The sequence below is a fragment of the Anaerostipes hominis (ex Lee et al. 2021) genome (assembly GCF_002270485.1).
Lineage (GTDB): Bacteria > Bacillota > Clostridia > Lachnospirales > Lachnospiraceae > Anaerostipes > Anaerostipes hominis.
Window position 1 is genome coordinate 63536 of record NZ_NQOG01000005.1, and the last position, 24925, is coordinate 88460.

The 24925-nt window shown below is 45.8% G+C and carries 24 protein-coding genes and 1 riboswitch; of the genes, 16 read left to right on the plus strand and 8 right to left on the minus strand.

What is annotated here, in order from left to right:
- Positions 1–9 precede the first annotated feature (9 nt).
- Entirely contained in the window at positions 10–2241 is a 2232-nt protein-coding gene (gene pflB, locus CI597_RS06680) for a formate C-acetyltransferase (RefSeq protein ID WP_024729272.1), read from the minus strand.
- Positions 2235–2960 (minus strand): pyruvate formate-lyase-activating protein, encoded by a 726-nt coding sequence (gene pflA, locus CI597_RS06685; protein WP_024729273.1) that lies wholly within the window; start codon positions 2958–2960, stop codon positions 2235–2237. The genes pflB and pflA overlap by 7 nt, the downstream gene beginning before the upstream one ends.
- Positions 2961–3218: 258 nt before the next feature.
- A riboswitch (ZMP/ZTP riboswitch) is annotated at positions 3219–3303 on the minus strand.
- A gap of 167 nt (positions 3304–3470) precedes the next feature.
- Between pflA and spoIIR the strand changes: the two genes are divergently transcribed.
- Positions 3471–4073 carry a stage II sporulation protein R gene (spoIIR, locus tag CI597_RS06690; protein ID WP_024729274.1) on the plus strand — a complete coding sequence of 201 codons (603 nt, stop codon included), beginning with the start codon at positions 3471–3473 and terminating at the stop codon, positions 4071–4073.
- Positions 4074–4937: 864 nt separating this feature from the next.
- Here the strand turns inward: spoIIR and CI597_RS06700 are convergent.
- Together CI597_RS06700 and CI597_RS06705 are read right to left on the minus strand one after the other, a co-directional pair.
- On the minus strand, positions 4938–5555 hold the full coding sequence (locus CI597_RS06700) for a class I SAM-dependent methyltransferase (protein ID WP_024729275.1): 618 nt from the start codon (positions 5553–5555) through the stop codon (positions 4938–4940).
- Positions 5556–5608: 53 nt separating this feature from the next.
- Complete coding sequence (locus CI597_RS06705) at positions 5609–6547, minus strand: AEC family transporter (RefSeq protein WP_024729276.1); 939 nt, start codon at positions 6545–6547, stop codon at positions 5609–5611.
- A gap of 179 nt (positions 6548–6726) precedes the next feature.
- Here CI597_RS06705 and CI597_RS06710 point away from each other — a divergent pair, with 179 nt between their 5' ends.
- The 11 genes from CI597_RS06710 to CI597_RS18410 all read left to right on the plus strand — a co-directional run bounded on the left by CI597_RS06710 (position 6727) and on the right by CI597_RS18410 (position 15454).
- The gene (locus CI597_RS06710; protein WP_024729277.1) at positions 6727–7575 is read left to right on the plus strand and encodes a Rossmann-like and DUF2520 domain-containing protein; all 849 of its coding nucleotides are present in this window, start codon (positions 6727–6729) and stop codon (positions 7573–7575) included.
- Complete coding sequence (gene panB / locus CI597_RS06715) at positions 7572–8399, plus strand: 3-methyl-2-oxobutanoate hydroxymethyltransferase (protein WP_024729278.1); 828 nt, start codon at positions 7572–7574, stop codon at positions 8397–8399. The genes CI597_RS06710 and panB overlap by 4 nt, the downstream gene beginning before the upstream one ends.
- Positions 8400–8409: 10 nt before the next feature.
- Entirely contained in the window at positions 8410–9246 is an 837-nt protein-coding gene (panC, locus tag CI597_RS06720) for a pantoate--beta-alanine ligase (RefSeq protein WP_024729279.1), read from the plus strand.
- Positions 9247–9257: 11 nt separating this feature from the next.
- On the plus strand, positions 9258–9647 hold the full coding sequence (gene panD, locus CI597_RS06725; RefSeq protein ID WP_024729280.1) for an aspartate 1-decarboxylase: 390 nt from the start codon (positions 9258–9260) through the stop codon (positions 9645–9647).
- Positions 9648–9656: 9 nt separating this feature from the next.
- Entirely contained in the window at positions 9657–10844 is a 1188-nt protein-coding gene (coaBC, locus tag CI597_RS06730) for a bifunctional phosphopantothenoylcysteine decarboxylase/phosphopantothenate--cysteine ligase CoaBC (protein WP_024729281.1), read from the plus strand.
- 78 nt (positions 10845–10922) lie between these two features.
- Positions 10923–12416, plus strand: coding sequence for a sensor histidine kinase (locus tag CI597_RS06735; protein WP_024729282.1), 1494 nt, complete (start codon positions 10923–10925; stop codon positions 12414–12416).
- Positions 12409–13098: a response regulator transcription factor gene (locus CI597_RS06740; protein WP_006568425.1), complete on the plus strand. Its 690-nt coding sequence runs from the start codon at positions 12409–12411 to the stop codon at positions 13096–13098. Before CI597_RS06735 ends, CI597_RS06740 begins: the two co-directional genes overlap by 8 nt.
- A gap of 8 nt (positions 13099–13106) precedes the next feature.
- The gene (locus CI597_RS06745; RefSeq protein ID WP_024729283.1) at positions 13107–13823 is read left to right on the plus strand and encodes an RluA family pseudouridine synthase; all 717 of its coding nucleotides are present in this window, start codon (positions 13107–13109) and stop codon (positions 13821–13823) included.
- 24 nt (positions 13824–13847) lie between these two features.
- On the plus strand, positions 13848–14621 hold the full coding sequence (hisA, locus tag CI597_RS06750; protein WP_024729284.1) for a phosphoribosylformimino-5-aminoimidazole carboxamide ribotide isomerase: 774 nt from the start codon (positions 13848–13850) through the stop codon (positions 14619–14621).
- Between the two features lie 16 nt (positions 14622–14637).
- Positions 14638–15123 carry a hypothetical protein gene (locus CI597_RS06755; protein WP_034550680.1) on the plus strand — a complete coding sequence of 162 codons (486 nt, stop codon included), beginning with the start codon at positions 14638–14640 and terminating at the stop codon, positions 15121–15123.
- 82 nt (positions 15124–15205) lie between these two features.
- Positions 15206–15454, plus strand: a complete 249-nt coding sequence (locus tag CI597_RS18410; RefSeq protein WP_024729286.1) for a hypothetical protein — start codon at positions 15206–15208, stop codon at positions 15452–15454.
- Positions 15455–15532: 78 nt separating this feature from the next.
- Here the strand turns inward: CI597_RS18410 and CI597_RS06765 are convergent, their stop codons facing one another.
- The 4 genes from CI597_RS06765 to CI597_RS06780 form a co-directional block, all read right to left on the minus strand.
- Entirely contained in the window at positions 15533–16003 is a 471-nt protein-coding gene (locus tag CI597_RS06765) for a hypothetical protein (protein WP_024729287.1), read from the minus strand.
- Between the two features lie 79 nt (positions 16004–16082).
- Positions 16083–16820: a lysophospholipid acyltransferase family protein gene (locus tag CI597_RS06770; protein ID WP_024729288.1), complete on the minus strand. Its 738-nt coding sequence runs from the start codon at positions 16818–16820 to the stop codon at positions 16083–16085.
- Positions 16821–16848: 28 nt separating this feature from the next.
- A complete protein-coding gene (locus CI597_RS06775; protein ID WP_024729289.1) occupies positions 16849–18297 on the minus strand; it encodes a nicotinate phosphoribosyltransferase in 1449 nt (482 codons plus the stop codon).
- Positions 18298–18416: 119 nt separating this feature from the next.
- Complete coding sequence (locus tag CI597_RS06780) at positions 18417–18674, minus strand: HPr family phosphocarrier protein (RefSeq protein ID WP_024729290.1); 258 nt, start codon at positions 18672–18674, stop codon at positions 18417–18419.
- 755 nt (positions 18675–19429) lie between these two features.
- Between CI597_RS06780 and ileS the strand changes: the two genes are divergently transcribed.
- The 4 genes from ileS to CI597_RS19375 all read left to right on the plus strand — a co-directional run bounded on the left by ileS (position 19430) and on the right by CI597_RS19375 (position 24846).
- Positions 19430–22546: an isoleucine--tRNA ligase gene (ileS, locus tag CI597_RS06790; RefSeq protein WP_024729291.1), complete on the plus strand. Its 3117-nt coding sequence runs from the start codon at positions 19430–19432 to the stop codon at positions 22544–22546.
- A 206-nt stretch (positions 22547–22752) separates the two neighbouring features.
- Positions 22753–23691, plus strand: a complete 939-nt coding sequence (locus tag CI597_RS06795) for a SpoIID/LytB domain-containing protein (protein WP_024729292.1) — start codon at positions 22753–22755, stop codon at positions 23689–23691.
- 44 nt (positions 23692–23735) lie between these two features.
- Entirely contained in the window at positions 23736–24422 is a 687-nt protein-coding gene (locus CI597_RS06800; RefSeq protein WP_235824567.1) for a M23 family metallopeptidase, read from the plus strand.
- Between the two features lie 175 nt (positions 24423–24597).
- Positions 24598–24846 carry a GIY-YIG nuclease family protein gene (locus CI597_RS19375; RefSeq protein WP_024729294.1) on the plus strand — a complete coding sequence of 83 codons (249 nt, stop codon included), beginning with the start codon at positions 24598–24600 and terminating at the stop codon, positions 24844–24846.
- The last annotated feature ends 79 nt before the right edge of the window (positions 24847–24925 follow it).

Here is a 24925-nt window from a genome sequence, read left to right on the forward strand (position 1 = left end):
CAAAATGCCCTACATTCCCTCGTGGAACGTTCTTCTTACAACTTCTTCCTGCTGTTCTCTGGAAAGCTTATTAAAGTTTACCGCATATCCGGAAACACGGATCGTCAGTGTCGGATACTTGTCCGGATGTTCCATTGCGTCAATCAATGTCTCGCGGTTGAATACGTTGACATTCAGGTGATGAGCGCCCTGTACAAAGTAACCGTCCAGGATATTTGCAAGATTTTCTTCTCTCTGGCCCTGATCTTTTCCTAAGGCCTCCGGTACAATGGAGAAGGTGTTGGAAACACCATCCTGGCATACGTCGCGGTAAGGGATCTTGGCTACGGAATTTAGAGAAGCCAGAGCGCCGCTGTTGTCCCGTCCGTGCATTGGGTTTGCACCAGGAGCAAGAGGCTCTCCTAATTTTCTTCCGTCCGGTGTGGAGCCCGTTTTCTTTCCATACATAACATTGGATGTGATGGTAAGCGCAGATAATGTATGGATGGCATTTCTATAGATCGGGTGTTTCTTTAATTCCTCAGAGAATAAAGTGACAGTGTTGACAGCCAGGTCGTCTGCCCGGTCATCGTCATTGCCGTATTTCGGGAAGTCTCCTTCAGTCTCAAAATCTACAGCCACACCGTTTTCATTGCGGACCGGTTTTACAGCGGCATATTTGATCGCTGATAAGGAGTCTGCCGCGATGGAAAGACCTGCCACGCCGTATGCTGCGATACGCTCCATATTGGTATCGTGCAGTGCGAACTGGCTCGCCTCGTAGGCATATTTGTCATGCATATAATGGATGATATTTACTGTGTCAACGTATAATTCGGCCACATAAGAAAGAACCTTTTTGTAGTTTGCCCAAACTTTTTCGTAGTCCAATACTTCATCGGTGATCGGCTCGATGCCCGGAATGACTTCAATCCCCTTTTTCTCATCGATGCCGCCGTTGATTGCATACAGCAGGGACTTGGCAAGGTTGCAGCGCGCTCCGAACAGCTGGGTCTGTTTTCCGACTTTCATAGCAGACACACAGCAGGCGATAGCATAATCATCTCCGTAAATCGGTCTCATGACATCGTCATTTTCATACTGGATAGAGTCTGTGTCAATGGAAACTTTGGAGCAGAACTTTTTGAAGTTCGCCGGAAGCTTTTCAGACCAGAGGACAGTCAGGTTCGGCTCCGGAGCTGTTCCCAAATTATAAAGAGTATGGAGATAACGGAAAGAAGTCTTTGTTACAAGCGGTTTGCTGTTGATTCCGATGCCGCCGATGGACTCTGTGATCCAGGTAGGGTCTCCTCCGAATAATTCATCGTATTCCGGTGTCCTTAAATGTCTTACAAGACGAAGCTTGATGATAAACTGGTCGATCAGTTCCTGGGCGTCTTTCTCCGTCAGAACGCCGTTTTCCAGGTCGCGCTGAATATAAATATCAAGGAAAGTGGAAGTACGTCCGAGGGATGTAGCCGCACCGTTGTTTTCTTTTACACCGGCAAGATAAGCCATATATACGGCCTGAACAGCCTCTTTGGCGTTGGATGCGGGTTTAGAGATATCCACTCCGTAGGAAGCAGCCATTTCTTTGATCGCTCCTAAAGCACGGATCTGCTCGGATACTTCCTCTCTTGCACGGATGCGGTCTTCGCTCATCGGTCCGTCTAAGGCATCCAGATCACGTTTCTTTTCTTCAACGAGATAATCAATTCCATAGAGGGCGGCACGGCGGTAGTCTCCGATTACACGTCCTCGTCCGTATGCATCCGGAAGCCCTGTCAAAAGACCGGCAGTCCTTGCAAGTCTTGTGCGCTGCGGATAAGCGTCAAAGACACCTTCGTTGTGTGTCTTGCGGTATTCATTGAAGTGACGGTCAATTTCCGGATTCAGCTTGTATCCGTACTGCTCCAGAGAAGAATGGGCCATTCTCTTTCCGCCGTATAAGTTTACGATACGTTTTAACGGAGCATCTGTCTGAAGACCGACGATGACTTCATTTTCTTTGTCGATATATCCGGGAGCGAAGTTTGTGATGCCGGAGATGATGTCAGTTTCTACATCTAAAACTCCGCCTTTTTTTGTTTCTTCGGAAAGCAGTTCTTCGCATTTGTTCCACACTTTTTCCGTTTTTTCTGAAACACCTGCCAGGAAAGAGTCATCGCCCTCATATAACGTATAATTTTTCTGTATAAAGTCCCTTACGTTGGTTTCCTTTGTCCATTTTCCATCTTTAAAGCCATTCCATTCTTTTAACATTGTTTTCCTCCGTATTGATCAAAATAGGTTTTTTGAAGTTGTTTGGTACGTTCCTTGTCCATTGCCGGAACTCCTTTGAGTGGGTAAGAAAGATTCATTACCTCATATTTGTTGGCACCGAGCAGATGATAGGGAAGAAGCTCTACCTTTTCTACGTTTGGTATGCGGTCTATGTATTCCTTTAATTCCTGCATGTGCTCTTCGCTGTCTGTAAGTCCCGGAACTACGACATGGCGAATCCATAGTTTCGTGCTGTTTTGTTCCAATGCCTTTAGAAATTCGTTGAACCGCTCCATCGGTCTTCCTGTCATAGACTCGTAAGCCAGTTCGGTTATTTCTTTGAGGTCTAAAAGTACCAGATTCGTGTAAGAGAGGATCTCATCATAATCTCCCTGTCCGAAGCCTGCGGTGTCAATGCACGTATGGATACCTTCCTGTCTGCAGAGTTTCAGGGTCTTAAGCAAAAACTCCGGCTGCATCAGCGGCTCTCCGCCCGAAAAGGTCACTCCGCCGTTCTGTTTAAAGTACGGCTTAAAGCGGGAAATCTTTTTCACCAGTGCCTCCGGAGTTATCTCTTCACCGCCCTGAAACTCCCAGGTGTCGGGGTTATGGCAGAACTTACACCGAAGGGCACAGCCCTGGAAAAAGACTACGCTGCGGATGCCCGGGCCGTCCACTAATCCCATGGATTCCATGGAATGGATGTGTCCAACAATCATAGGAACCTCCTGTAAAAATGTTGATTGGCTGCCTGGGATACGAGTATAAGCGGTTTATGGAAGGACAAAGTAGGCAAGCCCACACCTCATCTCCCCAACACCCCACTCTTTGAGGGGCTTGACAACTTTGCGTGCCAGATGCGATTTGCCAAAAGCAAATAATTTCCTTACGCATCTGTGCACAACCCGCGGAGCGTTTTTATTTCATGGGGAAGGTCGTAGAACTTTCCTGTGAAATAAAAAAAGCCGCACGTCCAGGCAGAGTGCCCAGACGGTCGGCTAAAAATTCATTGTCATACTTCCTGTGGTAAACTCCACTTGTCCGTCAGTCATATGACTTATGTCTTTAAAATACTATACCTGGCACCGGAATGTCAACCCCGGAATCGAAATATTTAATGTAAAATTTTTAGCCGGCTCCATCATAACCTGGATGCTTCTGCCTGTCTACCGGGTATCTGATAAAAGTTTTCATGTTTAAAATTCAGAAAATCCGGGCATGTTCATAGTATGAAGAAGAAATCAAACATTTGGATGTTTTTCCTTGCCGCCGCAGTGATCTTCTCTGTGGTCTGGGCAAAAGAGGAAGACGACAAAGCGGATCAGAAAATAAAACAGGGAGTCGTGCGGTTCCATATACGGGCAAATAGTAACAGCAGGAAAGACCAGGCAGAGAAACTCCTGGTCAGGGATCAGGTAGTGGCATATCTGAAGCCCTGTATGGAGCAGGCCAAAACAAAAGAAGATGCAAAGAGAATCCTTGACAGCCGGAAAAAGGATATTGCCAAAGTGGCAAAGGCCACGCTGCAAAAGAGGGGAAGGGATCTTCCGGTCAAAGTCTATCTGACCAGAGAGAAGTTTCCCGAAAAAGACTATGGCAGCTACGTATTTCCCGAGGGAACCTACGATGCACTGAGAATTGATCTCGGAAATGCCAGTGGACATAATTGGTGGTGTGTCATGTTTCCGGACCTTTGCATTACCAAAGAGAGTGAAGCGGCAAAAGACGAAAATACCAGAAAAAAACTGGAGCAGCAGGTAGGAAAAAAAGGAGTGAAAAAGCTGGAAAGGAAGAAAGAGAAGCTGCCCTGGTTTTTGAAATGGCTGGAGTAGAGAGGTAATATTTACTAAATAAATATATAAAAAGTTAACTACTTTTTTCGTTGATATTTGTTGAAAAAACAGGTATAATAAAGTTACAAAGGTTTTAAAAATTTATAAAAATACATTTTATTTCCAACACGGCTGAGAGGGGCAGAAAGTGAAGGAGATGGTATGGATGAAAAAGATTTCAAAGAGGCATACGGTATGGTAGATCAATTATTTTTATAGGTCTCTGCTGCTCATAACAGCAGGGATTCTGATGCTTTTGGCCTTCCTGCTGCTCCTCCGGTAACTGCAGACGATTACATATCAAAATACAAAGAGGGAATTTTACAGGTGTATTCTGTAAACTTTCCTCTTTTATTTCATTTCATAGGAAAGTTCTATGACCTTCCCTATGAAATAAAAACGCTCCGCGGGTTGTGCACAGATGCGTAAGGAAATTATTTGCCTGCGGCAAATTGCATCTGGCACGCAAAGTTGTCAAGCCCCTCAAAGAGTGAGGGGCTGGGGAGATGAGGTGTGGGCTTGCCCACTTTGTCCTTTCTCTGTGAGAAAGCAAAAAACATAAAGAGTGCACTATCTGGGAACCATAAAAACAAATGATGAAACAGGCACAACTTTTATGCTGCCCAAAACGTCTAATTATTAAATACGGATGTAAGGAGAATCTACAAATGAAGAAAAAAATAAAAAAAGATAAACTAAAAGAAATGAAGGATTTTTACCGTTCAGTCCTGCTGATTTCACTTGGCATCACTATGATCCTGATCTTCCAGGCAATGCTCATGTAGACAGAAAATCATGGACGATTCAGCTGATGAAAAAGACACGCCGCTAAAGCGTGTCTTGCGGTATGTATGTTTGGACTGCTTAATCCTCAGGCAAAGGTTTCTTTGCAGAGATCAACAGCAGTTTTTTCAGCTTATGTACACGAAACTTTGTGAGTCCCGCTGCCTTGAACATGCCAAGAATTTCATGAGTGGACGGCCGTTTCACCTTACAGGAAGGAAGAAGCCTGTCCGCCACGTTGCCGGTGATTCTTATTACCTCCGGGAATGCAACGACACCGATGTAAAGCCTTCCGCCAGGAGTCAGGAGATCGGCCGCTTTCTGAATGAACTCCGCCTGGTCGGGGAAGTGATGGAATGCGCTGCACACAGTTATGATGCGAAATGTATTGTCCTCAAAATCCAGGTCATCGCTGCTGCCTACCTGGAAATGCAGGTCGGGATAATCTTCACTGGCCCTGCGGATCATCTCTCCGGAGATGTCGACTCCATATCCTTCAGCGTTTCTCCAGCGTGTGAGTCCGGCGAGCAGCGCTCCGGTCCCGCATCCCACATCCAGAATTTTATCATTGTCGCGGACACATATCTTTTTGATCATCTCCTGTTCCAGAGAAGCCGCCATCTTACCGCTGATGGTCTTTTCATAATTTTCAGCCTTTTTATCGTAAATTTTTGCAGAACGTTCTTTTACATTTTTCATAGGTACGTCCTCTCTTTCTTCATCTTACTCTATTATTCTTTACAATGATTATATCAGATAAACGAAAACATCCGCAACAGATAAACCCAAAATGTGAGGCTGACAGAAGAAAGTACGGTTGCAGCCACCACAATACTGGAAGTCAGTACATGGTCGTTGTCCATGGCCTTCGCCATTACATAGCAGCTCACGGTAGTCGGTGAGCCGAGCATGATCAGAATTGCGATCAGCCCTTCATTCCGGAAACCGAAAAAAACAGCAAACGGAAGAAAGATGAGAGGCAGTATAAAAAGCTTGATGACTGCGGCAGCCATCGTAGGCCGGATTTTTTTCAAAGCCTTTGCGCCCTCAAAACCTGCGCCGACACAGAGCAGTGCCACCGGAGTTGCGGTGACAGAAAGTTCGTTTAAGCATTTATCGATGATCGGCGGAAAATCCACGGACAGATAGGAAAACGGAAGTCCGGCAAGAATTCCCAGAATGATAGGGTTTTTTGCGATATTAATCAGCGCGGATTTCATGCTGCCTGTGCCGGAACCCGATCCCCTGACTGTCAAAACGATGACAGAAAAGATATTATAAAGAGGTACACTGGCAACGATCATCAGCGGTCCCATAGTAGAATGCCCGTAAATATTCTCGATGAAGGCGATTCCCAGGATGGCGGCACTGCCCCGAAAAGAGGCCTGGACAAACGCCCCGGTCATGGACTTGTCCTTTAAGAAAATTTCTGCAAAGATCCAGATGCCGGAAAACATCAGAGTGGTGACGATCATGCAGAAAAAAAAGTATTTAAGATCAAAGGCCTGTTTCAGCGGTGCACCGGAAATATCCCGGAATAAAAGGGCCGGGAGGGCCGCGTTAAAGACAAATTTATTGGCCGTGTTTACAAAGTTTTCGTTAAACCATCCCTTTTCCTTCAGAAACCATCCGAGAAAGATCATAAAAAAGATAGGGACAGTCGAATTTAAGCTGAAAATAAAATCATTCATAAGTATCCTCCGGGTGAGATTATAGCAAATAAAAAAGAACAATTCAAACATGCCAATTTTTCTTGCTAAATGCAAATTGAGGTGATATAGTACCCTTGGATGGTATTCCTTAGAGAAATCATACCAGTGATCGAATCTTATGAAGGACATCACCTCAAGAAGGCAGGTGATTATTCCGTATGAAAGCAGGGTTTATCGGGGCAGGCAAAGCAGGCTGTTCCCTTGGCAGGTATTTCGTACATTACGGCATCCCTCTGGCAGGGTATGCCAGCCGCAGCAAGGCTTCAGCCCAGGCGGCGGCAGACGCAGCACACACACAAAGTTTTGATTCATTTGACAAATTATTATCAATGTGTGATGTTCTTTTCATTACTGTTCCCGACGGTCGGATCAAAGACGTGTGGGAGCAGATCAGAGCTTTTCCGGTCCGGGAAAAGTTTATCTGTCACTGCAGCGGTTCCCTAAGTTCCGCTATTTTCTCTGAAATAACCGAAGCAGGGGCTTACGGCTATTCTATCCATCCAATGTTTCCATTTAACAGTAAGAAAACTTCATATGAAGATCTTTCTGAAGCCTTGTTTACCCTTGAGGGTGACAGGGAGCACAGAGATCAGATGCTCTCATTTTTAAGCGTGTTGCCCAACCCGGTCGTGGAGATCGAGGCGGAGCACAAGGTTCGCTATCATGCGGCCGCGGTCATGGCGTCCAACCAGATGGCGGCGCTGATGAACCGGGCTTTAAGGATTCTTGAAAGCTGCGGATTCAGTGAGCAGGAGGGCCTTATGGCGCTTGCTCCTCTTGTCCGGCCGAATCTTGAAAATATTCTTCGTTCGGGGCCGAAAGTAGCTTTGACAGGACCGGTGGAGCGAAATGATGCAGCTACTGTGGAAAAGAATTTAAATGCTCTTTCCGGAGAAGAGAAGGAGATCTACCTTCCTCTGTGCAGGGAGCTGATAAGGATTGCGAAAAGCAAATATCCGATGAGAAGCTATGAACATATGGAGAGAATATTGGAGGAAGAACATTGAAGAACACAGTAAGTACATTTCAGAAGATGAAAGAAAAGGGAGAGAAGATCTCCATGCTCACAGCATATGACTATTCCACGGCCAGGCTGTTTGACGAGGCCGGCATTCATTCGATCCTAGTGGGAGATTCCCTGGGGATGGTTATGCTCGGCTATGACACGACGATCCCGGTGACTGTGGAGGACATGATCCACCACGGCGCTGCGGTTGTGAGGGGAGCAAAGAATGCGCTTGTCGTAGTGGATATGCCATTTATGTCCTACCAGACGTCTGTATACGATGCAGTGGTCAATGCCGGAAGGATCATGAAAGAGACAGAAGCTACGGCAGTTAAGCTGGAAGGCGGAAAGGACGTGTGTCCGCATATCGAGGCCATTGTCAAGGCTTCCATTCCGGTCGTGGCCCACGTAGGCCTTACTCCGCAGTCCGTAAACGCCTTTGGAGGATTTAAAGTACAGGGCAAAAGCAAAGAAGCGGCGAAGAAGCTTTTGGAGGATGCCCTGGCAGTAGAAGCAGCCGGAGCATTTGCGGTCGTGCTGGAGTGCGTTCCTGCAAAACTTGCAAAGCTTATTTCTGAGAAACTCCGCATTCCGACCATCGGCATCGGCGCAGGGGCAGACTGTGACGGTCAGGTCCTCGTTTACCAGGATATGCTGAATATGTACGGGGATTTTGTACCGAAGTTTGTAAAGCAGTTCGGAAACGCAGGCCCGGTCATGAAAGAGGCAGTGCAGGAGTATGTCAGGGCAGTAGGAGACGGGACATTTCCGGAAGAACAGCATACATTTGCGATCGACGACGATATTATAGAGAAGTTGTATTAAGGAGAGGATCATGAAGATTGTCAGTACAGTAGATGATGTCAGGAAACAGATAAAAGAATGGAAGATGCAGGGGCAGAGCGTCGGATTCGTGCCGACCATGGGGTATCTCCATGAAGGGCATAAAAGTCTGGTAGATTGTGCACGAAAAGAAAACGACAGAGTCGTCGTGAGTATTTTTGTAAATCCGATGCAGTTCGGCCCGGCGGAGGATCTGGCCGATTATCCGAGAGACCTGGAACATGACGCACAGATCTGTGAGAGTGCAGGGGCAGATCTGATCTTTCATCCGGAACCGGAGGAGATGTATGCCGGCGACTTTTGCTCTTTCGTTGATATGAGCGTTTTGACGGAAGGACTCTGTGGGAAAACAAGGCCGGTGCATTTCAGGGGAGTCTGCACGGTTGTCACGAAGCTTTTCAATATTGTCACTCCGGACAGAGCCTATTTCGGACAGAAGGACGGCCAGCAGCTGGCGGTGATCAGACGCATGGTGAGAGATCTGAATATGGATATCCGGATCGTGGGCTGTCCGATCGTAAGAGAAGAAGACGGACTCGCCAAGAGTTCCAGAAATACATATCTTTCACCGGAGGAAAGAAAAGCCGCATTGATTCTGAGTCAGGCGGTGCGGCTGGGAGCAGAGCTTGCAAAGACCGAAAAGGATGCTGAGAAGGTTGTCCTGGCTATGAAGGATAAAATACAGACAGAGCCGCTGGCAAGGATTGATTATGTTGAGGCGGTGGACGCTCTGTCCATGCAGCCGGTGAAGACACTGGAAGGCGGCTGTATGCTGGCTATGGCAGTTTATATCGGAAAAACAAGACTGATCGACAATGTGTTAGTGTAAGGAGAAAGATGATGAAGCTTACGATGTTAAAAGGAAAGATCCACAGGGCCACGGTGAGACAGGCAGAACTGGACTATGTGGGAAGTATCACGGTGGACCCCGAACTTTTGGAGGCAGCAGGCATTCTGGAATATGAAAAGGTGGCCATCGTTGATATCAATAACGGCAGCAGGTTTGAGACATACACCATTGCCGGAGAGCCCGGAAGCGGCATGATCTGTTTAAACGGGGCGGCGGCCCGGTGTGTATCCCAGGGAGACAAGATCATTATAATGTGTTATGCTGAAATGACGCCGGAAGAGGCAAAAGAGCATAAACCAAAAGTAGTGTTTGTAGATGACAATAATAAGATCACCCGTCTGACCAGCTATGAAAAACATGGCCGGCTGGAGGATATGTAGGAGAAGACTATGCTGAGTGGAAAAACAATCGTCTTGGGTGTCACGGGAAGCGTGGCGGCCTATAAGATGGCTAACATGGCGAGCATGCTGATAAAAAGGGGATGCGAAGTCCATGTGATCATGACAGAAAATGCAACCAACTTCATCAATCCCATTGCATTTGAATCACTGACCAATACAAAATGTCTGGTGGAAACCTTTGACCGGAATTTTCAATTTCATGTGGCGCATGTGTCACTGGCAAAGAAAGCAGATGCCATGCTGATCGCTCCGGCTTCCGCCAATGTGATCGGAAAGATCGCAGGCGGAATTGCAGATGACATGCTGACAACCACCGTAATGGCATGCAAAAGTCCCGTCCTGATCGCGCCTGCTATGAATACAAATATGTATGAGAACCCAATCCTTCAGGACAATCTTGAGAAACTCAGAACATACGGTTATACGGTTATCGAGCCGGCCAGCGGACATCTGGCCTGCGGGGATACAGGTGCGGGGAAAATGCCCTCTGAGGAAGTCCTCATGGCTTATATTGAGCGGGCTGTGCACCGGCCGAAGGATCTTGCAGGAAAAAAGGTGCTGATTACTGCTGGACCCACGAGAGAGGCGATTTGTCCTGTGCGGTATATCACCAATCACTCGACAGGGAAGATGGGCTATGCCCTGGCAAAGATGGCAATGCTCCGGGGTGCTGATGTGACCCTGGTTACCGGCCCGGTAGAGCTTGAGCCGCCGATGTTCGTTACCACAGTGCCGGTTGTAAGTGCAGCCGATATGTATGAGGCTGTGATGAGCAGAAAAAAGGAACAGGACATCATCATTAAATCGGCGGCTGTGGCAGATTATACTCCGGCCCGGGTAAGCGATGAGAAGATGAAAAAGACCGATGGGGATATGTCCATTCCTCTAGTCCGGACAAAAGATATTTTACAGGAGCTGGGCCAAACAAAAGAAGAAGGCCAGTTTATCTGCGGATTTTCTATGGAGACCCAGAACATGCTGGAGAATTCCAGAAAGAAGCTTAAGAAAAAGCAGATCGACATGATTGTAGCCAACAATCTGAAGGAGTCCGGAGCGGGATTCGGGACGGATACAAATGTGGTGACGCTGATCACCGATGACCGGGAAAAACAGCTTCCCATCATGTCCAAAGAAGATGTGGCAGATGCCATTTTAGATTTTATTAAAACTTCATAAAACTTTATTCAAATACTCTTTTTCCCACCTTCCTATGATATAATAGAAGTACCAAAAGCAGCAGGAAGGTACGGGGTCATGAAAGTAGTGAACAAAGTAAGAATTATATTTTTGCCAGCGATTATACTGCCGATTTTCTTGATGGTAGTATCAATCGCTGCTTTAAGTGTAGGGTATATCCGCACAACCAACGAAAACATATATTCCAATGGAATCGAAGGATTCGCCAATCCATTGAAAACGATGAACAATGAGACGAAGTCCTGTTTCAACGACTTGAAGAGGAGTGCCATCGAGAATCCCGCGGCCTTTGAGGATACGGATTACCTGAACAGGATCAATCAGAGGTTAAAAGAAAAAGAGTCTTATCTGATCATCAGAAAAGGAAGGACAATCGTATATCGGGGAACAAAAGAAGATCACACCGAGACGGAGAAGAAACTTCCCGGGTTTGGGAGTGAGATCAGCAGCCAGGACAGCGGAGTATTTCTCGGGAAACCGGAAAATTTTCTTGTCAAGCAGCAGGACTTTCAGTATACCGACGGAAGCAAAGGCTCTGCGTTTATTCTGACAGATTTGGAGACAGTCCTGCCTCATTATAAGAATATTATAAGCCAGGTCTTCTTTTCGATTGTGGCGATCCTGATTCTTACCAGTTTTCTGCTTTCCTGGTTTATGTACTCTGAGTTCATAAGGCCGTTAAAGAAACTCAAAGAAGGTGCAGACCGGATCAAGGAGGGCAACTTAGACGACGATGTGGAGATCAACAGCAAGGATGAGATCGGGGAACTCTGTGCTTCCTTTAATGCCATGAGGGCGGAATTAAAAGAGTCTATTGAGGCAAGAATTATCTATGAAAAACAGAACCGTGACCTGATCAGCAACATTTCCCATGACCTGAAGACGCCGATCACAGCCATCAAAGGCTATGTGGAGGGGATCATGGACGGAGTGGCAGACACGCCGGAGAAGATGGACCGGTATATTAAGACGATCTACAACAAGGCCAACGACATGGATGTGCTGATCAATGAGCTGTCCCTGTATTCCAAGATCGATTCCAACATTATTCCTTATAATTTCAGGAAGATCGATATTAACGCCTACTTTAAAGACTGTGTGGATGAGATTGGTTCAGACCTGGAGCAGAAGGGAATGATGTTCTCATACAGCAACTACTGTTACGCAAATGTAGCGGTGATGGCTGATCCTGAACAGTTAAAGCGGGTGATGAACAACATCATTAACAATGCCTGTAAGTATACCAATAAAGCGAAGGGCAAGGTCAGCATTACATTAAAAGAGCTGGACCGCAAGATCCAGGTTGCGATTAAAGACAACGGCATCGGTATTTCCAGGGAGGATCTGCCCAATATTTTCCGCAGAACCTACCGCGCGGATATGTCCAGGAATTCTGCCGGAGGCAGCGGACTGGGACTTTCCATCTGTAAGAAGATCATTGAAGAACATGGGGGAGAGATATGGGCGGAGAGCAAGCTGCGCTCCGGCACCACAATATTTTTTACATTAAATAAAATCGCAGACACCCAGGAGGAAGAGAGTAATGAGTAGAGTTTTAATTGTAGAAGATGAACTGGCCATCGCAGAGCTTGAGAAGGATTATCTGGAGCTGAGTTCTTTTGAAGTAGAGATTGAGACGGACGGAGAGAAAGGTCTGAAACTGGGCCTTACCGAAGATTTTGATATGATTATTCTGGACATTATGCTTCCGGGTGTGGATGGTTTCGAGATCTGCAAGCAGATCCGGGAGAAGAAAGATATTCCAATCCTGATGGTATCCGCCAAGAAGGAGGATATCGATAAGATCCGCGGACTGGGTCTGGGAGCAGATGATTATATCACAAAGCCGTTCAGTCCGAGCGAACTGGTTGCCAGAGTAAAGGCTCATCTAGAGAGATACCGCCGTCTGGTATCCAGCAACACCCAGGAAAATGATGTGGTGGAGATCCGCGGACTCAAAATTGATAAAACCGCAAGAAGAGTCTATCTGAACGGAGAAGAAAAGGCATTTACGACGAAAGAGTTTGACCTTTTAACTTTTCTTGCCAGCCATCCAAACAGGGTATTTACAAAAGAGGAATTATTTAATAAAATTTGGGATATGGAATCTCTCGGAGACATTGCCACGGTCACCGTCCATATTAAAAAGATTCGGGAGAAGATTGAACTTAACACTGCAAAGCCGCAGTATATCGAGACCATATGGGGTGTCGGATACCGGTTTAAGATGTAGGAGCAGTCATGAGAAGAAAAAGAGAAGTAAAGATACTTTACAAAGATCAGGATATTGCCGTCTGTGAAAAGCCGGCGGGGATGCCCACGGCCGATGACAAGAGCGGAGATATGGATGTATTTCACAGTCTTAAAAACCAGCTCTTTTTTGAGGAGAACCTTGACAGGGAACCGGAGCTCTATGTGATCCACCGGCTTGACCGTCCCGTGGGAGGCGTCATGTTGTTTGCCAGGACGAAGGAGGCGGCGGCAGAGCTGAGCCGCCAGATCAGGGAACATATATTTGAGAAGGATTATCAGGCCATTATAAACGGCTGGCTTCCTGAAGAGGACGGGGTATTTACGGATTATCTGTTGAAAGACGATAAGAAAAATACGTCCTGCACCGTGCCGGGGGAAACGCAGGGAGCAAAGAAAGCGGAGCTGTCTTACGAGGTTCTGGATATGGTGGAGACAGGAGAAGGGAAACTTACCTACTGTCTGATTCATCTCATGACCGGGAGACACCACCAGATCCGGGTCCAGTTTGCCGCCAGAGGCTTTGGACTTTACGGTGACACTAAATACAATAAGAAATTCCAAAAGACGAAGAAACAATACGAAGAGATAGGACTCTATGCTACCAGGATCAGTTTTCGGCATCCGGTGACCGGGGAGGCATGTACCTTTAAGGCGGAGCCGAAAGGGAAGGCATTTCTTATGCTGGAAGAGCTGGATGCCTGGTAGAGACACGAAAAGAGGGAAGGCGAAATGAAATTCAGGCCGTGCATTGATATTCATAACGGAAAGATTAAGCAGATTGTGGGAGGCAGCCTGTTAGACAAGGGAGACCATGCAGAAGAAAATTTTGTTTCCATACATGACGGAAGTTTTTATGGTAAACTATACAGAAAGCACCGTTTATCCGGAGGACATATCATCATCCTGAACCCTAAAAGCTCAGAGTATTATGATGCGGATGTACGGGAAGCATTGGCGGCACTGCGTGAATTTCCGGGAGGACTTCAGGTTGGAGGCGGCATCACTGACGAGAACGCTTCCTTTTTTATCAAACAGGGGGCATCCCATGTGATCGTCACTTCCTATGTATTTTCCGGAGGGTTGATCCGGCTTGAGCGCCTGAGACAGCTTTCGAATATCGTCGGGCGGGAGCATCTGGTGCTGGATTTCAGCTGCAGGAAGAAGGGCGGAGAGTATTATATCGTCACAGACCGCTGGCAGAAGTTTACAGATGTCATTCTTACAAAAGAACGCTTAGAGGAGATGGAAGAATACTGCTCGGAATTTCTCGTTCATGGGGTCGATGTGGAGGGAAAGGGACAGGGCATTGACGAGGAACTGGTCCGGATTCTCGGAAGCTACATGGGAAACCCTGTAACATACGCGGGAGGCATAAAGGACTTTGCCGACCTTGAACTGATCAAAAGAGAAGGAAGAAACAGAGTGGATGTGACCGTCGGCAGCGCTCTGGATTTATTCGGCGGGCCTATGGAATTTGAGAGAGTCCTTGGTTATTGTGATTGATATTGGAGGAATATATATGAAACTATGGTATGAAGCCAGCAATTTTACTATACAGCCCCATTGGGTCATTCCGTTTGCAATTCTCGGAGTGATCGGGCTGATCCTTATTTTTGCGTCTAAGAAATCCTTTTTTAAGCTGCTTGGTGGAGTCTGCCTTGTGATCTGTGCCGTGACGGCTCTGAGATTCTGCTATGGGTATGTAAGGATCATCCACGCATATAAACAGGGGAACTATAAAACAATCGAAGGCTACGTAGAGAATTTTATTCCGGCGTCCAAGGGCGGGGAGACAAATGAAGATACGGAGCAGGAGAGCTTCGACATCAAAGGGTTACATTTTTCTTACGGAGACCGCTTTATTAAGAAGTTCGGGTATCATCTGCCTTCTACTCAGGGAGGATACATTAAGAAAGATGGACAGTATTTAAGACTCGGCTACATTGACACCGAAGACCAGGGATATGTCATTGTCAGGATTGAAGAGCGCAGAGCAAAAAAATAGGTGAACAGGAAAGCTGTACTATCCTTTTTGGGTGGCACAGCTTTTTATGTTATGAGGGTTATTTAGCAGTCAGGAGGTGCTTATGAAAAAGGTAGTAGTTGCAGGATACCTTTGTCTGGATATCACGCCTAAATTCCATGGCAGCCGGGAACAGCAAAAAGCTGCATCAGAGTGGTTTCTGCCGGGCAAGCTTCTGCAGGTCGGCGAAGCGTCTATCCATACCGGGGGAGCCTCCTGTGTAACAGAGTATGACTCTTTCAACGGACTGTTGACCATGGAGGAAATGGAACAAAAGATAGACAAAGAATGGAAAAAGCTCTGCATGAAATAACAAAAACGACCGGTCATATTTGATCGGCCGCTTTTGCGGGTATATGTCATATTTTTAATTCTTATGTTTCAATTCTTCCTATTTCCTGCCTGAAACATTACGGGATGCTTCGATCGTTTTCTTCTTAAACTTCTTGAAGAATCCTTTGGGCTCCTGCGGCGGTGCAACGTTGCGCAGATTGTGGATTTCGGTAATATATATGCCGCTGACTTTGGCTTTGATCTCGGTTTTGACAGGCACTTGATCGTAGATCAGTTCATCACATAACAATGGAGTGATCTTCGGCCCGATCTTTACTTTTACCACAGGTACTTTGGCAATCTTGCCGCGCTTTGGAATCTGGTCGATGACCATCTTCGGAAAACCTGCCTCTGTCATCTTCATCTTCTTTTTATCAATGACCAGCATTGAATACATCTGAGCTGCACTCTCCAGCTGTGCCCGCTGGGCTTCCTGCTTCTTCTGAAGTTTGTTTCCTACAAAATACAGAATGGCAAGAACAGCAATAATGACGACAGCAATAATCAATAAAACCATCCATACTTGCATTTCTTTCTTCCTCCTGGCTTTTCACATCTTAAACTTCATGCCCTCGTACGGCATGCCTAAAAAACATTATATCATCTTTTCAGGCCATTGTCTTATGTTTTTTTCTCATTTCGATAATTTCTTCACGAACTGTCGCCCCCAGATGTTTCTGGGCCTGGCGGTCCAGCTGGTCTGGATAGATCGGCCGGCCGAATGTGATATGGACCTCTGCAGGCTTCACAGTGTATTTTTTGTTGTTCTCCAGAATATCCGGCGTACCGGAGATTGCCATGGGAATTACCGGCACCTTTGATTTCAAAGCGGGTCTTAGGCTGCCTTCTTTAAATGTGTGTGGATCTTCATCCTGGCTTCTTGTGCCTTCCGGGAAAATGACCATGGAAAATCCGTCCTTCAGATACTGGGTGCCTTTGTTGATCGTCTTCATACCTTCTTTGATATTTTTTCTGTCCAGAAACAGGCAGTTGATGAATGTCATCCAGTGGCTGAGGCAAGGAATCTTACCCATCTCTTTTTTCGCGAAAAATCCGGCGCCGTGGGGAGTTGCCACGTAGCTGCACAGGATATCGTAATAACTGCTGTGATTCCCTACATAGAGGACCGCGGTATCCTCGGGTATATTCTCGCGTCCTTCTACGATGACTTTAGTGCCTGCAAACCGAAGGCAGATCTTAAATGCATTCATGACCATAGACTGGGCTTTCTTTGCCCTGCGTTGTTCCTGCCCGGTTTTATTCCAATGGTTAAACAGCGGGTACATCGGAAAAGTGAGAGTCAGGAAGAAAAAAAGATATATGATATCAGCAAAAAAACGAATCATAGAGATTCTCCTTTCAATATTCTTTATTTTACGGCTTTTGAGAGAGCAGCTGATTTTTTAAATCATACAGAGGTTTAGAGAGATCCACATAGACATTCTGCGGATTGACTAAACGCCGAGTCTCGTCCCACAGAGTGTTGAGCTCTCCGGTACAGTAATCTCTGATCTCCATAGCCGAAGGATTTTCGTAGACACACTGTCCTTTCAGGAACACGGGAACCAGGAGTTCTCTGAGTGTATAGGTTCCACCTATGATCGTAGATTTTTTCCAGGTAGCGATCGGGTCAAAAATGACCAGGTCCTCTTTGCTGGAATAAGCTTCATCTGTCAGGCAGATCAAATCCGCACGGATCTTGCCTGTGGTCTTGTCATAAATCCGATAAACAGTTTTATTTCCCGGGTTTGTAACCTTGGCAGGATTTTCCGAGATCTTGATCTTTGCCGTAAAGTCTTTTTCACCCTGATGCTTTGCAGCCGCAAGCTTATATACACCGCCGAACGCAGGACAGTCTGAGGAGGTAATAAGCTTGGTGCCGACTCCCCAGGAGGTGATCGGAGCACCCTGGAGTTTTAAACTCTGTATGAGGTTCTCGTCCAGATCGCTGGAGGCGGATATAATAGCCTCGGGAAATCCTGCTTCGTCCAGCATGGCCCTCGCTTTTTTAGAAAGATAGGCAAGATCTCCGCTGTCTAAGCGGATACCGATTTTGCGGGGATGTATGCCCTCTTCCCGCAACTCTTTAAAAACCCGGATGGCGTTGGGGACACCGGATTTTAATGTGTCATATGTGTCTACCAGAAGCATGCATGCATCCGGATACAGAGCGGCATAGGTTTTAAATGCCGTATATTCGTCCGGAAAACTCATGATCCAGCTGTGGGCATGGGTGCCCAGCACCGGAAGGTCAAACATCTTCCCGGCAAGTACATTGGAGGTGCCGTCACATCCGCCGATCACTGCGGCTCTGGCTCCGTATGTCCCGGCATCGGCACCCTGGGCCCGTCTCAGCCCGAATTCCATAACACCGCTTCCGCCTGCTGCATAGACGACGCGGGAGGCTTTCGTGGCAATCAGGCTCTGGTGATTGATGATATTTAATATGGCAGTCTCAATCAGCTGGGCTTCCATCATAGGAGCGATCACCTTTAAGAGCGGCTCCATCGGAAAAACAACAGTGCCTTCCGGAATGGCATAAATATCACCGGTAAAATGGTATCCTGCAAGGTATTCCAGGAAATCTTCATCAAATATGTCAAGGCTTCGCAAGTAGTCAATATCTTCATATGAGAAAGACAGGTTTTTGATATAATCAATAACCAGCTCAAGTCCGCAGGCAATGGCATAGCCGCTGCCGGAAGGATTGTCCCGGTAAAAGACGTCAAAAATCACGGTCTCGTCATTGCCGGACTTGTAATATCCCTGCATCATGGTCAGTTCATAAAGGTCCGTAAGCAATGTAAAATTTCGAGTCATCATCCCCCGATATCTCCTTTGTGTAGTTAGATTTTGATTTATCGTCATTTTTATATATTATATCATAAAATGTAAACTAAAAATCATGAGTTTTTACCGCAGTTTCCGTCGCGGGATGAATTTTAAAGTTCCGTTTCCAGAATATTCAGGAGCTGCTCTCCGACGGATTCTTCATTTGGTCCCTCAACCGTGACAGATATCTCATCCCCGCATCCGGCTCCCAGGGCCATGAGATCAATGGGATTTTCGGCAGCAGCCTCAATACCTCTGCAGGAAAGCACGATAGAGCAGCCGGTATTTCTGGCTAAAGCAATGATAGAGACGCAAGGACGGGCATGGAGTCCGTTCGGTGCCTCAATTTTATAAGAAAGTGTTTTCATGAGATAAAACCTCCAAATGTTACCTGATTTATTTTGGTATTTTGATATAATCTTATTACTATCTATGGTAACATATTGTGAAAGAAAAAATCCATAAATTTGTTTGGAGAAAAAGATTTTTATGTCATTTATTAAGATTTCATAATGCAGAAGAAGACGAGGCCGGTGTTGTTTTATTGTGACTGCAGGTAGGAAGATCCGTTCCATGATTTTACAGATGCGGACCTGCGGTTTTTGTTGTCGGGAACAGAAATTCATGAAGGTGGTTGACATTTATAAATGCCTATACTAAAATAAACACAAATAAACATTTTCAAAGAGCGTTGACAGAGACAGTACTTATGCTGTAAAAGCAGAGAGCGAGTCAGGGGCGGTGGGAGCCTGATGCAAGTAGCACATAAGGAATATCACTCTTGAGCTGCAAGCTGAATAAAGTAAGCTGTGCCGGCATCCTCCGTTATCAGGATAACATATGTCAGTATGTGAAATAGGTGGTATAGAAGCAGCAAGTGTTGTCCTATTTTAGGGCAGCACTTTTTTATTCCATAGGAAAGTTCTACGAACCTCCCTATGAAATAAAAACGCTCCGCGGGTTGTGCACAGATGCGTAAGGAAATTATTTGCCTGTGGCAAATCGCATCTGGCACGCAAAGTTGCCAAGCCCCTCAAAGAGTGAGGGGTTGGGGAGATGAAGTGGGCTTGCCCACTTTGTTCCTTTATTCCATAGCTTATTAATAAAAAAGGAGAAATAGACGATGTACAAGAAAGTATCTTCCGACTTGAATTTTGTTGACCGCGAAAAACAGACAGTAGAGTTCTGGAAAGAACACAAGATTTTTGAAAAGAGTATCGAAGAGAGAAAAGGGGATGACACCTATACTTTTTATGACGGGCCTCCGACAGCAAACGGCAAACCGCATGTCGGCCATGTCCTGTCACGTGTCATCAAGGATATGATCCCGCGCTATCAGACGATGAAAGGACACAAGATCATCCGTAAGGCAGGGTGGGACACCCATGGTCTTCCGGTAGAACTTGAAGTGGAAAAGAAGCTTGGACTGGACGGAAAAGAACAGATCGAAGAATACGGACTGGCTCCTTTCATCAAAGAATGTAAAGAAAGTGTCTGGAAGTATAAAGGCATGTGGGAAGATTTTTCAGGTGTGGTAGGCTTTTGGGCAGATATGGACGATCCATATGTAACTTATCACAACGACTATATCGAATCAGTCTGGTGGGCATTAAAACAGATCTGGGACAAAGGTCTTCTTTATAAAGGATATAAGATCGTTCCTTACTGTCCGCGCTGCGGAACCCCGCTTTCCTCTCACGAGGTTGCCCAGGGGTATAAAGATGTAAAAGAAAAATCAGCTATCGCAAGATTCAAAGTAAAGGGAGAAGACGCCTATATTCTGGCCTGGACCACAACCCCATGGACCCTTCCGTCAAACGTAGCACTCTGTGTGAATCCGAATGAGACTTATGTCAAAGTGGAAAATGACGGATATACTTATTATCTGGCAGAAGCGCTCTGTGACAGTGTTCTCGAAGGCGAATACAAGGTGCTTAAGACATACAAAGGAACAGACCTGGAATACAAGGAGTACGAGCCGCTATTCTCGTTTGTGACACCGAAAGAGAAAGCATATTACGTAACCTGCGACACCTATGTAACGCTGACAGACGGTACGGGAGTGGTACACATCGCCCCTGCATTCGGTGAGGACGATGCTCAGGTCGGCAGAAAGTACGGACTGCCGTTCGTACAGCTGGTGGATGAAAAAGGTGAGATGACAAAAGAGACACCTTGGGCAGGAACGTTTTGTAAAGAAGCGGATAAACTGATCCTTAAAGAACTGGAAGAAAAAGGGCTCTTATTTGCGGCACTTGACTTTGAGCACAGTTATCCTCACTGCTGGAGATGTGATACTCCGCTGATCTACTATGCGAGAGAATCCTGGTTTATTAAGATGACGGATGTAAAAGACCAGCTGATCAAGAACAATAACACCGTCAATTGGATTCCGGAAAACATCGGTAAAGGACGTTTCGGGGACTGGCTGGAAAATGTCCAGGACTGGGGTATTTCCAGAAACCGTTACTGGGGAACTCCGCTGAATGTCTGGGAATGTGAATGCGGACATCAGCACGCCATCGGTTCTATTGAAGAGTTAAAGAGCATGTCTGACAACTGTCCGGATGACATCGAACTGCACCGCCCATATATTGACGATGTGACCGTGAAGTGTCCGGAGTGCGGAAAAGAGATGCACCGGGTGGAAGAAGTCATCGACTGTTGGTTTGACTCAGGCTCCATGCCGTTTGCCCAGTGGCATTATCCGTTTGAAAATAAAGAAATCTTCGAGGAGAATTTCCCGGCGGACTTTATCTCGGAAGCAGTGGACCAGACAAGAGGATGGTTCTATTCTCTCCTGGCGATCTCTACATTGCTGTTTGACAAGGCTCCATATAAAAATGTCATTGTATTAGGCCATGTCCTGGATGAAAACGGACAGAAGATGTCCAAGTCCAAAGGAAATGCAGTCGATCCTATGGAGGCACTGGCAGAGCACGGGGCAGATGCCATCCGCTGGTATTTCTATACAAACAGCGCCCCATGGCTTTCAAACCGATTCCATGGAAAAGCTGTTACTGAGGGTCAGAGAAAGTTCATGGGAACACTGTGGAATACCTATGCATTCTATGTGTTATATGCAGAGATCGATCAGTTTGATCCTACAAAATACAGTCTGGATCATGACAAACTGCCGGTCATGGACCGCTGGCTTTTATCCAAGCTGAATTCTCTGGTGAGGACTGTAGATGAGAATCTGGGCGCTTACAGGATTCCGGAAGCAGCAAGGGCTCTTCAGGAATTTGTCGATGAGATGAGCAACTGGTATGTAAGACGATGCCGTGAGAGATTCTGGGCAAAGGGAATGGAGCAGGATAAGATTAATGCATATATGACCCTTTACACTGCTTTGACGACTGTCTGCAAGGCAGCGGCTCCGATGATTCCGTTCATGACGGAAGAGATTTATCAGAATCTCGTAAAGAGTGTGGATCAGGAGGCTCCTGAGAGTATCCACCTGTGTGACTTCCCGGCTGTGGACGAAAGTCTTTGTGATAAAGAGCTGGAAGAAAATATGGACGCTGTACTGAAGATTGTAGTTCTCGGACGTGCGTGCAGAAACAGTGCAAGCATTAAGAACCGCCAGCCGATCGGGCAGATGTATGTAAAAGCACCTTCAGAGCTGCCGGAATTTTATCAGGATATTATCCGCGAAGAATTAAATGTAAAAGCCATTGAATTTACGGATGATGTTTCAAACTTCACCACTTATAATTTTAAACCGCAGTTAAAGACGGTTGGACCGAAATACGGAAAACTCTTAAACGGTATCCGCAAGCATCTGACAGAGCTGGACGGAAATAAGGCCAAAGCAGAGCTGGATTCCAAGGGAATGCTTGAGTTTACTGTGGATGGTATGCCGGTGGAACTTTCCGAAGAAGATCTCTTGATAGAAGTGGTGAAGCAGGAAGGCTTTGTGACAGAGGCGGACAGTGAATTTACTGTTGTGCTGGATACGAATTTGACAGAAGAACTTCTCGAAGAAGGATTTGTCCGCGAAATCATCAGCAAAGTCCAGTCTATGAGAAAAGAGGCGGGATTTGAAGTGATGGATAAGATCACGATCTTTTATGAAGCAAATGAAAAAGTCAACGAGCTGATCTCAAAAAATGAAAGTACTGTCATGAACGATGTGCTGGCTACGGGGATTGTGTCAGGAGAGGCAGCAGGCTTCACCAAGGAGTGGAATATCAACGGAGAAAAAGTAACTCTTGGGGTGAAAAAGAACGAAGAATAAAAATCATCAGATAAAGATGAAAAAGAGATGGGCGGGATATCATCAGCAGATGGGTATCCCGCCCATCTTTTATAATATAGAATCCTGAGACTGTCAATATTTATTTCTATTTATATACAATTATGATTGACTATGTAAAATAGTTTTTGGAATACATTCTGCCTGTCCTGAATAAAATAATAAGACGGACAGGAAGGGGGATTTTGATGAGAAATAAATTGTCCTACCTTTTCTTTTTACTGTTTCTGTTCTGCAGTGTTCCATATCTGCTGACAGTAGTGCTTTCAGGAAAAGAAGAAGCAAAACCTGTGGATTTTCAGACACACACCAGCGGCTATACTGTGACAGTAAGCGGAAAACCAATGGACTTAGAATCCTATCTGCTGGGTGTATTGCCGACACAGATTTCTATGGATGATGAAAAAGAGGCGCTAAAAGCCCAGGCGGTCATTTTGAGGACAGATATTATACGAAGAATGGGTGACAAAAAGAACATAAGCCAGGATTCTCTTCCATACAAACATGAGTCGGATGACAACCTTCAGGAAAAGCTAGGGGAACAAAAATATAAAATATCCGATCAGTTAAGAAAACAGGCAGTCGGGGAGACGACCGGGGAGGTCATGACATATGAGGGAAAGTACATACAGCCGTATTTCCATGGCATCAGCGTCGGTACTACTTTGAGTGCCAAAGAATGGTTTGGAAAAGAGATCCCTTATCTTCAGGAAAAAGACAGTTTGAAAGATGTGGAATCATCGGAATATATGACTGGTATCCCAGTTACATACGGACAGGTGGTGACTCAGCTAAAAAAGGAGAAAAAGATCAGTCTGTCGGTGGAAGAAGCCAAGAAATCCATACGAATCAAAGAAAAGACGGGAAACGGTTATGTCAAAAAGGTACAGGTAGGAAAATATGTTATGACCGGAGAGGCGTGGGCAAAATGCTTTCAGCTGAATTCTACCAACTTTTATCTGGAGCCATATGACGGCAAACTGAGGATGGTCGCCTTGGGAAAAGGACTTGGACTCGGACTGTCCCAATACGGAGCCAATGAGCTGGCCAAGGACGGAAAAGGCTATAAAAAAATCTTAAAATATTATTACACAGGAATTCAAATTACAAAAATGTCTGATCAGTGAATAAAGCCTCTGAATTCGGTAAAACTATCACTGAGGTGATGAAAATGAAAGGACATAACCGGGACGTCTCTTCCCCATTAAAGAAATACTATGCGGTGATGCTGGTAGGACTGGCCCTTTTTATCGGGATCATGACATATTACAGCATAGAATTTAAAAATAAAAGAGACTTAGCAAAACAGCAGGTAGATTTAAACAAGGATTCTGTCGGTGTCAATAACGGGGCTACCGAGGGAACAACAGAAGCAACGACAACAGAAGCGACAGAGGCAGAGACTGAAAAGACCACAGAGACTATGAACCAGAATACGGTATCATATGATGGAAAAACAAAGCTTGCCTGGCCGCTGACAGGAAACATTCTGATGCCTTACAGCGTAGACTCCACTATTTATTTTGAATCCCTGGATCAGTACCGGGTAAATAAGGGAATCATGATCGAGGCAAAAGAGGGAATGGCAGTAAAAGCTCCGAAAAATGCAAAAGTAGAAGAAATCCGCAAGACCGAAGAATACGGACAGACTGTACTCCTGGATTTAGGAAACGGTTACACCGCTCTCTATGGACAGCTGAAAGATCTTGCTGTGAAAGAAGGAGATATGGTGACCAAGAACCAGATCCTCGGTAAGGTGGCAGCTCCTACTGACTGCTTTACACTGGAGGGTGCAAATGTGTACCTGCAGATGGAAAAGGACAAGAAGACAATTAATCCAACCAGTTATTTAGAATAGTGGAACAAAGATGTAAAAATATCGTATACTATATAAGAAGCAAAAATAACAGTCAATGTACTTTCTACTTTACTTTGCTTTTTAGGGTATTTTACTTTTCACATCTTTGGCTGCTGTAGAAGAAAGGCTGCCGCTTCGGCAGCTTTTTCTTCGAATAAACGAAGGAGAATTATAAATGAAGAGCTATACATATATTTTAAAGTGCAGCGACAAGAGTCTCTACACAGGATGGACCAATGACATTGAAAAACGGCTGAAGTCCCACAACGAGGGCAAAGGCGCCAAGTACACAAGAGGCCGGACGCCGGTTGAACTTGTGTACCTGGAGGAGTTTGATACAAAAGAGGCGGCGATGAAAAGAGAAGCCGCCATAAAAAAGATGAGCCGGGCAGAGAAATTAAAACTGCCCGGCATAAAAGTGTGAGTTTTTCAGCACTATTTCCGTCGCACTTTGTTGTAGAATCGTTGCGAGCTGTAACCGTGAATCCGGAACGGTCTACTGT

Coding starts and splice junctions, on each gene's coding strand:
- spoIIR (WP_024729274.1), top strand. CDS start 3,471: ATGAAGAAGAAATCAAACATTTGGATGTTTTTCCTTGCCGCCGCAGTG.
- CI597_RS06735 (WP_024729282.1), top strand. CDS start 10,923: ATGAAAGTAGTGAACAAAGTAAGAATTATATTTTTGCCAGCGATTATA.
- coaBC (WP_024729281.1), top strand. CDS start 9,657: ATGCTGAGTGGAAAAACAATCGTCTTGGGTGTCACGGGAAGCGTGGCG.
- CI597_RS06740 (WP_006568425.1), top strand. CDS start 12,409: ATGAGTAGAGTTTTAATTGTAGAAGATGAACTGGCCATCGCAGAGCTT.
- CI597_RS06770 (WP_024729288.1), bottom strand. CDS start 16,820: ATGATTCGTTTTTTTGCTGATATCATATATCTTTTTTTCTTCCTGACT.
- hisA (WP_024729284.1), top strand. CDS start 13,848: ATGAAATTCAGGCCGTGCATTGATATTCATAACGGAAAGATTAAGCAG.
- CI597_RS06755 (WP_034550680.1), top strand. CDS start 14,638: ATGAAACTATGGTATGAAGCCAGCAATTTTACTATACAGCCCCATTGG.
- panC (WP_024729279.1), top strand. CDS start 8,410: ATGAAGATTGTCAGTACAGTAGATGATGTCAGGAAACAGATAAAAGAA.
- CI597_RS06700 (WP_024729275.1), bottom strand. CDS start 5,555: ATGAAAAATGTAAAAGAACGTTCTGCAAAAATTTACGATAAAAAGGCT.
- CI597_RS06780 (WP_024729290.1), bottom strand. CDS start 18,674: ATGAAAACACTTTCTTATAAAATTGAGGCACCGAACGGACTCCATGCC.
- panD (WP_024729280.1), top strand. CDS start 9,258: ATGAAGCTTACGATGTTAAAAGGAAAGATCCACAGGGCCACGGTGAGA.
- CI597_RS19375 (WP_024729294.1), top strand. CDS start 24,598: ATGAAGAGCTATACATATATTTTAAAGTGCAGCGACAAGAGTCTCTAC.
- CI597_RS06765 (WP_024729287.1), bottom strand. CDS start 16,003: ATGCAAGTATGGATGGTTTTATTGATTATTGCTGTCGTCATTATTGCT.
- pflB (WP_024729272.1), bottom strand. CDS start 2,241: ATGTTAAAAGAATGGAATGGCTTTAAAGATGGAAAATGGACAAAGGAA.
- CI597_RS06800 (WP_235824567.1), top strand. CDS start 23,736: ATGAAAGGACATAACCGGGACGTCTCTTCCCCATTAAAGAAATACTAT.
- CI597_RS06710 (WP_024729277.1), top strand. CDS start 6,727: ATGAAAGCAGGGTTTATCGGGGCAGGCAAAGCAGGCTGTTCCCTTGGC.
- ileS (WP_024729291.1), top strand. CDS start 19,430: ATGTACAAGAAAGTATCTTCCGACTTGAATTTTGTTGACCGCGAAAAA.
- CI597_RS06775 (WP_024729289.1), bottom strand. CDS start 18,297: ATGATGACTCGAAATTTTACATTGCTTACGGACCTTTATGAACTGACC.
- CI597_RS06795 (WP_024729292.1), top strand. CDS start 22,753: ATGAGAAATAAATTGTCCTACCTTTTCTTTTTACTGTTTCTGTTCTGC.
- pflA (WP_024729273.1), bottom strand. CDS start 2,960: ATGATTGTTGGACACATCCATTCCATGGAATCCATGGGATTAGTGGAC.
- CI597_RS06745 (WP_024729283.1), top strand. CDS start 13,107: ATGAGAAGAAAAAGAGAAGTAAAGATACTTTACAAAGATCAGGATATT.
- CI597_RS06705 (WP_024729276.1), bottom strand. CDS start 6,547: ATGAATGATTTTATTTTCAGCTTAAATTCGACTGTCCCTATCTTTTTT.
- CI597_RS18410 (WP_024729286.1), top strand. CDS start 15,206: ATGAAAAAGGTAGTAGTTGCAGGATACCTTTGTCTGGATATCACGCCT.